The organism is Sphaerotilus sp. (genome assembly GCF_041083715.1).
Taxonomy (GTDB): domain Bacteria; phylum Pseudomonadota; class Gammaproteobacteria; order Burkholderiales; family Burkholderiaceae_C; genus Sphaerotilus.
This window is the reverse complement of the sequence record NZ_JBFPGY010000312.1, coordinates 1-6365: the sequence shown is the minus strand read 5'-3', so window position 1 is coordinate 6365 and position 6365 is coordinate 1. Positions and strand designations below refer to the sequence as shown.

The 6365-nt window shown below is 70.5% G+C and carries 6 protein-coding genes and 1 pseudogene; 5 read left to right on the top strand and 2 right to left on the bottom strand.

The features are described from left to right. Positions 1-194, top strand: a pseudogene (locus AB3X43_RS14505) (L-idonate 5-dehydrogenase); the annotation flags it as partial. A 21-nt stretch (positions 195-215) separates the two neighbouring features. Here AB3X43_RS14505 and AB3X43_RS14500 read toward each other — a convergent pair. Continuing rightward, complete coding sequence (locus AB3X43_RS14500; RefSeq protein WP_369430570.1) at positions 216-1226, bottom strand: LacI family DNA-binding transcriptional regulator; 1011 nt, start codon at positions 1224-1226, stop codon at positions 216-218. Between the two features lie 201 nt (positions 1227-1427). On the opposite strand from AB3X43_RS14500, the gene AB3X43_RS14495 reads away from it, so the two are divergent. The 4 genes from AB3X43_RS14495 to AB3X43_RS14480 all read left to right on the top strand — a co-directional run bounded on the left by AB3X43_RS14495 (position 1428) and on the right by AB3X43_RS14480 (position 6158). Then, positions 1428-2366: an SMP-30/gluconolactonase/LRE family protein gene (locus AB3X43_RS14495; protein ID WP_369430568.1), complete on the top strand. Its 939-nt coding sequence runs from the start codon at positions 1428-1430 to the stop codon at positions 2364-2366. Beyond that, positions 2363-3913: a sugar ABC transporter ATP-binding protein gene (locus tag AB3X43_RS14490; protein WP_369430567.1), complete on the top strand. Its 1551-nt coding sequence runs from the start codon at positions 2363-2365 to the stop codon at positions 3911-3913. Before AB3X43_RS14495 ends, AB3X43_RS14490 begins: the two co-directional genes overlap by 4 nt. After that, positions 3910-4986, top strand: a complete 1077-nt coding sequence (locus AB3X43_RS14485) for an ABC transporter permease (protein WP_369430566.1) — start codon at positions 3910-3912, stop codon at positions 4984-4986. Before AB3X43_RS14490 ends, AB3X43_RS14485 begins: the two co-directional genes overlap by 4 nt. A gap of 71 nt (positions 4987-5057) precedes the next feature. Continuing rightward, positions 5058-6158 carry an ABC transporter substrate-binding protein gene (locus AB3X43_RS14480; RefSeq protein ID WP_473965130.1) on the top strand — a complete coding sequence of 367 codons (1101 nt, stop codon included), beginning with the start codon at positions 5058-5060 and terminating at the stop codon, positions 6156-6158. Positions 6159-6210: 52 nt separating this feature from the next. On the opposite strand, the gene AB3X43_RS14475 is transcribed toward AB3X43_RS14480, so the two are convergent. After that, positions 6211-6365 (bottom strand): phosphate acyltransferase (locus tag AB3X43_RS14475; RefSeq protein ID WP_369430569.1); only part of this gene is annotated, 155 nt, incomplete at its 5' end.

The window sequence follows — 6365 nt, the reverse complement described above, 5'->3', positions numbered from 1 at the left end:
AGGAGCTGAGCATCTGCGGCTCCTTCCGCTTCCACGCCGAGTTCGCGCTGGCGGTGCGGCTGATCAACGCGGGGCGGGTGGACCTGCGGCCGATGGTCACGCGCTCGTTCCCGCTGGCGCAGGCGCGGGAGGCGTTCGAGCTGGCGAGTGACCGGCGCAGGGCGATGAAGGTGCTGATCGACTTCGACGCATAGGCGTCGGCGCGCCCACGCGGCTCAGGTGCTCTCCCGCGCCACGACGCGGAAGGGCACGTGCACTGCCTCCGCTGCCAGCACCTGCCCCGCCCGCACGGCCTCGATGGCGCGCAGCATCAACTCGCCCGCCGCGCGGCCCATGCCCGCGCAGTCGATCGCCACCGTCGTGATGCGCGGGTGGCAGTTCTGGCTCACCTCGAAGTCGCCGAAGCCGGCGATGGCGAGGCGTCCGGGCACGTCCCAGCCGCGCCGCTGGCACTCGGCCAAGGCGCCGAACGCGCACAGGTCGGACACGCACACCGCCGCGTCCACGTCCGGCCACTGCTGGACGAGCTGCGCCACCGCCTGCGCGCCCTGCGCCATCGAGATCGGCGGCTGGCCGAAGGAGATCACGCGCCCTTCCGGGAGCCCGAGCGCCCGGACCGCCTCGGTGTAGCCGCGTCGGCGGTCGGCGCCACGGGTGTCGCGGTTGGACGTGCCGCCGAGGAAAGCGATGTCGCGGTAGCCGCTGGCGTGCAGGTGGCGGACCAGCGCGGCGGTCGCCTCGGCGTTGGAGAAGCCCACGGTGTGGCCGATCGGCTCGGGCGGCAGATCCCAGGTCTCGATGACCGGGATGCCGCTGGCCACCAGCATCGCACGGGCCTGCGGCGTGTGCGCACCGCCGGTCAGCACGACGCCCTCAGGCCGGCGCGCCAGCATCTCGCGCACCAGCCGCTCCTCGGTGTCGAGCCGGTAGTCGGTGTCGCCCAGCAGCAGTTGCAAGCCAGCGCCTTCGACCGCCGCCGCCAGGCCGTGCGCCGTCTCGGAGAAGTTGGAGTTGTTCAGCGACGGGATCAGCGCCGCGATGAAGCCCGAGCGCTTGCTGGAGAAGGTGCGCGCCGTCTTGTCGAGCACATAGCCCATCTCCTCGCAGGTGGCCAGGATGCGCTGGCGCAGCGCCTCGGAGGTGCTGCGGCCGCGGCTCTCGCTCGCGTTGAGCGCGCGCGAGACCGTCATCTTCGACACGCCCACGCGCGCGGCCACGTCGGCCATCGTCACGGGGGTGCGCTGTGCGTCAGGGCGGTCGGAGAGGGTCGGGAGCTTGGTCATGCCGCCATTCTAGGTACCGATACCAACGAGAACTTTCGCACACGGGAAAACACCAGTTACCGGTAACCAGTGCAGTCGCACAATCGTGCTGTCGCGTTCCGGAACGCGGCGCTGCCGTCCCTGCATGCCGTGAAAGCCACCCTGATGTCCACGCCGTCCCACCCGTCCCTCCAAGTGCTCGACCCCCGTTTCTCGCGCGTGGCGGCGGGTGCCGGCGATCTGGAACGGCTGTGCACCGGCGCGGTCTGGAGCGAAGGCCCGGTGTGGATCGACGAAGCGGGCGTGCTGCTGTGGAGCGACATCCCGAACAACCGCATGCTGTGCTGGCACGCCGAGCGCGGCATGGCCGTCTGGCGCGACGCGGTCGAGTTCACCAACGGCCATGTGCGCGACCTGGACGGGGCCTTGCTCCACTGCTCGCATGGCCTGCGCGCCATCGTGCGCACCCGGCTCGGCCCGGACGCACAGGGGCTGCACGACGAGGTACTGGTCGACCGCTACCAGGGCCGGCGCCTGAATTCGCCCAACGACATCGTCGTCAAGCGCGACGGCACGGTCTGGTTCACCGACCCGCCCTACGGCATCCTCTCCGACCACGAGGGGCACCAGGCCGGGAGCGAGCTGGGCAAGTGCTACGTCTTCCGCTTCGATCCGCGCACCGGGTCGCTGCGCGTGGTCAGCGATTTTCTGGAACACCCGAACGGGCTGGCGTTCTCGCCGGACGAGTCGGTGCTCTACGTCTCCGACACCTCGGCTGCCGTGCGCAGCGACGGCGGCGGGAATCACCACATCGTCGCCTTCGATGTGATCGACAGGCAGGATCTGGTCAACCCGCGGATCTTCGCCGTGGTCGAGCCGGGGCTGGCCGACGGCTTCCGGCTCGACGTGGATGGCCTGCTCTACACCAGCAGCGGCGACAGCGTGCAGGTCTACGACCCGGACGGCACGCGGCTGGCCGTGATCCCGGTGCCTGAGAAGGTCGGCAACGTCTGCTTCGGCGGCGCAGCGGGCGACGAACTCTTCATCTGCGCGAGCACCTCGCTCTACCGCATCCGCCTGAACACGCGGGGCGCCACGGCATGAGCACGGCGCCGGGCCCAGCGCCATTGCTGCGCTTCGAGGCGGTCAGCAAGCGCTTCGGCGGCACGCAAGCGGTGGACCGCGTCAGCCTGGATGTGTTCAGCGGCGAGATCCTCGCGCTGCTGGGCGAGAACGGCGCCGGCAAGTCCACGCTGATCAAGCTGCTGGCCGGCATCTACCCCGCCGACAGCGGCGAGATCCACGTCGAAGGCCGCCCGCAGGCGCAGTGGCGCAGCCGCGACCGCCTGCGCCAGCCGGTCGCCTTCATCCACCAGGACCTGGGGCTGGTCGAGTGGATGACGGTGGCGGAGAACGTCGCCATCGGCATGGGGTATCCGCGCCGCTTCGGGCTGATCGACTGGCGGGCGGCGGACGTGGTGGCGCGGCGGGTGATGGCGCGCGTGGGCTGCGACATCGCGCCGGACCGGCGGGTGTTCTCGCTGACGCGGGCCGAGAAGTCGCTGCTGGCGATCGGGCGGGCGCTCGAAGTGCAGGCCAGGCTGCTGGTGCTGGACGAGCCATCCGCCAGCCTGCCGATGGCGGATGTGGAGCGGCTCTTCGGCGTGCTGCGCGGCCTGCGGGCGCAGGGTGTGGCGATGATTTACGTGTCGCACCGGCTCGACGAGGTGATGGCGCTGTCCGACCGCGCCGCCGTGATGCGCGACGGCCGGCTGGTCGCCACTGAAATGACCGCGCAGACCAGCGAGAACCGGCTCGTCAACCTGATCGTCGGCAAGACGCTGACAGCGGGGATCCCGAAGGCACGGGTGCCCGCGACACGCGGCGAGCCGGTGCTGCGGCTGGAAGGCGCGGCCAGCGGCAACGCCGGGCCGGTGAGCCTGCAGGTGCATGGCGGCGAGGTGGTCGGCCTCGTCGGGCTGCGCGGCGCGGGGCACGAGGCGCTGAGCAAGGCGATCTTCGGCCGCGAGCCGCTGGCCGCGGGCACGATGCGCCTGCTCGGCCGCGCGGTGCGGCTGGGCAGCCCGGCCGAGGCGATCCAGGCGGGTGTCGCGTGCGTGGCCAGCGAACGGCTGGAGGAAAGCCTGGCACCGTCGATGTCGGTGCTGGAAAACCTGTTCCCGCATCCCGCCCTGCACGGCGACGGCGGTTTCTCGCTGCAGCGCCGCCGCCAGGAACGCGGCAGCGCACAGCGGCTGATCCAGCGCTTCGACGTCAACCCGCCCGCACCCGACGCCGAGGTGCAGCAGCTCTCCGGCGGCAACCAGCAGAAGGTGGTGCTGGCGCGCTGGTTCCAGCTCGACAAGCCGCTCACCTTGCTCGAAGAACCGACGGCCGGCGTGGACGTGGGCGCCAAGCGCCAGATCTACGCACTGCTGAAGCAGAAGGCCGAGGCCGGCGGCGCACTGCTGGTCGTCTCCACCGACTTCGAGGAAGTGGCCACCGTCTGCAACCGCGTGCTGGTCTTCCGCGACGGCCTGATCACCGCCGAGCTGCGCGGCGCCGACATCACCGTCGCGCGGCTGCTGTCCACGGCGGCCGGCGCCGCCGCCCCATCCGATTCGACGCATCCCGAGGACGTTGCCGCATGAGCAGTTCGATCCAATCCACGGCGCTGGAACCCGATCCGTCGCTCGACGGCCCGGCCCCCTCGCTCGCGCAGCGCCTCGGCCGGGCGATCCCCGTCTACGGACTGGTCGGGCTGACGGTGCTGCTGGCGCTGCTGTTCTCGGTGCTGCTGCCGGACACGTTCCCGACGCTGTTCAACCTGCGCGCCATCCTGTCGGACAAGTCGGTGATCGCGCTGCTGGCGCTGGCGGCCACCATCCCGATGGTCACCGGCAAGATCGACCTGACCGTCGGCTACGGCATCGTGCTGTGGCACATCCTGGCCATCAGCCTGCAGACGAAGCTGGGGCTGTCGTGGCCGGCCGCCGTGCTGGTGGTGCTGCTCTGCGCGGGGGTGTGCGGGCTGCTGAACGGCCTGCTGGTGGAGCTGGTGCAGATCGATTCCTTCATCGCCACGCTCGGCACCGGCACCGTCATCTACGCGCTGGCCATGTGGCACAGCGGCGGCCGGCAGGTGGTCGGTGAGCTGCCGGACGGCTTCGTGGCGATCGCGGGCGGCAGCTTCCTCGGGCTGCCGGTGGCGGCGTTCTATGTGCTGGTGGTCAGCGTCGCGCTGTGGCTGGTCACCGAGTTCACGCCGCTGGGCCGCGCGCTCTATGTCATCGGCGCCAACCCCAAGGCCGCGCAGCTCAACGGCATCTCGGTGCGCCGCCACGTCATGGGTGCGTTCATCGCCTCGGGCGTGCTGTCGGGCTTCGCGGGCGTGCTGCTGGCCTCGCGGCTGCAGATCGGGCAGGCCAGCGTCGGGCTCGAATTCCTGCTGCCGGCCCTCGTCGGCGCCTTCCTCGGCTCGACCACGATCCGCCCGGGGCGCGTCAACGTCTGGGGCACGCTGGTGGGGGTCGCGATCCTGGCCATCGGCATCTCGGGCATCCAGCAGTTCGGCGGCGCGTTCTTCGTCGAGCCGCTGTTCAACGGCATGACGCTGCTGGTCTCGATCGGCATCGCCGGCTGGGCGCAGCAGCGCCGCAACCGCTCGATCAAGCGCCGCATCGCCGAGCGCCAGCTCGCCACGCCGGCCCACGCCGCGCACTGACGCCGCCAGATCCTGTTCCGCATTCTCACCACGACGACCACCAGAAGGAGACGACGATGAACCCGATCCGCATGCGCATGCCCCTGGCCCTCGGCCTCGTTGCGCTGGCCTGCGCCAGCCTCACCGCGCCGGCCCGTGCCGACGATTTCCTGGACGCGGCCAAGAAGAAGGTGGCCACCGCGACGATGACCAAGGAAGTCTGGGACGGCCCGACCGCCGGCCCGAAGGCAGTCGCCAGCAAGACCCTCGTCTTCGTCGCGGCCGACATGAAGAACGGCGGCATCGTCGGCGTCTCCAAGGGCGTCGAGGAGGCCGGCAAGGCCATCGGCTGGAACGTGCGCGTGATCGACGGCCAGGGCTCGGTCAGTGGCCGCACGGCCGCGCTGAACCAGGCGCTGGCGCTCAAGCCCGGTGGCATCGTGGTCGGCGGCTTCGACACCACCGAGCAGAAGGTCGCCTTCGACAACGCCGCCAAGTCCGGCATCCCGCTGGTCGGCTGGCACGCCGGCGACAAGCCCGGCCCGAACGAGAAGGCCGGCCTGTTCGCCAACGTCACCACCGTGACCGACGACGTGGCGGACATCGCGGCGTCGTGGGCCGTGGTCGATTCGGGCGGCAAGGCGGGTGTCGTGATCTTCACCGACTCGCAGTACGCGATCGCCGTCTACAAGGCCCGCGCGATGGAGGCGATCATCAAGAAGTGCGGCGGCTGCACCGTGCTGAGCTTCGAGGACAGCCCGATCGCCGAAAGCTCGACCCGCATGCCGCAGCTCACCACCTCGCTGCTGCAGCGCTTCGGCGACAAGTGGACCCACTCGCTGGCGATCAACGACCTGTACTTCGACTTCATGGGCCCGTCGCTGACGGCGGCCGGCAAGAAGGGCGACGGCAACCCGAAGGCGGTCTCGGCCGGCGACGGCTCGGAAGCGGCCTACCAGCGCATCCGCACCAGGCGCTTCCAGGCCGGCACCGTGCCCGAGCCGCTGAACATGCAAGGCTGGCAGATCGTCGACGAGATGAACCGCGCCTTCAACAAGGCCGGGTGGTCCGGCTACTCACCCAAGGTCCACCTCGTCACGGCCGAGAACGTCGGCAAGGACGGCGGGCCGAAGAACGAGTTCGACCCGGACAACGGGTATCGGGACCAGTACAAGCGGATCTGGGGAAAGTGATCTTCACCGCCGCAGTCGCGCCGCCGGCGGTCAGGCATTTGGCGCGGCGCCTTTATCTGTCTGATCTATCGGCATTGGCGTCCGCCACCGTCAGCGCCGTCATGTTGACGATGCGGCGCACCGTCGCCGACGGCGTCAGCACATGCACCGGCTTGGCCGCGCCCAGCAGCACCGGGCCGATGGCGATGCCGCCACCGGCGGTCGTCT